The sequence below is a fragment of the Sphaerisporangium perillae genome (assembly GCF_023276435.1).
Taxonomy (GTDB): Bacteria; Actinomycetota; Actinomycetes; order Streptosporangiales; family Streptosporangiaceae; genus Sphaerisporangium; species Sphaerisporangium perillae.
In genome coordinates this window covers 1-874 of sequence record NZ_JALLPO010000112.1, presented here as the reverse complement: position 1 = coordinate 874, position 874 = coordinate 1, and the positions used below count along the sequence as shown (strand labels likewise).

Sequence of the window (874 nt, the reverse complement as noted above, 5' to 3'; positions counted from 1 at the left end):
CGCATCGCGTACGCGGCCGAACGGTCCACCTTGGAGGGATCCTTGCCCGAGAACGCGCCACCACCATGACGCGCCATGCCACCATAGGTGTCCACGATGATCTTGCGGCCGGTCAGGCCCGCGTCACCCATCGGACCGCCGATCTCGAACCGGCCCGTCGGGTTGACCAGCAGGCGGTAGCCGCGGGTGTCGATCGCGAGGCCGTCCAGGATCGGGTCGACCACCTGCTCCTTGATGTCGGGGGCCAGCATGTCGTTCAGGTCGATGCCGGCGGCGTGCTGGGTCGACAGGACCACGGTGTCCAGGCGGACCGGGCGGTCGCCGTCGTACTCGATGGTGACCTGGGTCTTGCCGTCGGGACGCAGATAGGGAACCGTGCCGTTCTTGCGCACCTCCGACAACCGGCGGGCCATCCGGTGCGCCAGCGTGATCGGCAACGGCATCAGCTCGGGCGTCTCCCGCGTGGCATAACCGAACATCAGCCCCTGGTCGCCGGCACCCTGACGATCAAGCTCATCGGCGCCCTCACCCTCACGGTTCTCATAGGCGTCGTCCACGCCCTGGGCGATGTCGGGCGACTGCGCGCCAATGGACACCGACACCCCACACGAGGCGCCGTCGAAACCCTTATGCGACGCGTCGTACCCGATCTCCAGGATCTTCTCCCGGATCAGACCCGGAATGTCGACATAGGTCTCCGTCGTCACCTCACCGGCGACATGGACCTGGCCGGTCGTGATCATGGTCTCGACCGCGACCCGGCTCTTGGGGTCGCCCTTGAGCATGGCGTCGAGAATCGCGTCGCTGATCTGGTCTGCGATCTTGTCCGGGTGGCCCTCGGTGACCGACTCGGAGGTGAACAGGCGGCGGGACA

The 874-nt window shown here is 66.9% G+C and carries 1 protein-coding gene; it reads right to left on the bottom strand.

Features of this window, described 5'->3' with window-relative positions:
* On the bottom strand, window positions 1-874 hold an 874-nt coding region (metK, locus tag MYF83_RS42230; protein ID WP_248966447.1), incomplete at both ends, for a methionine adenosyltransferase.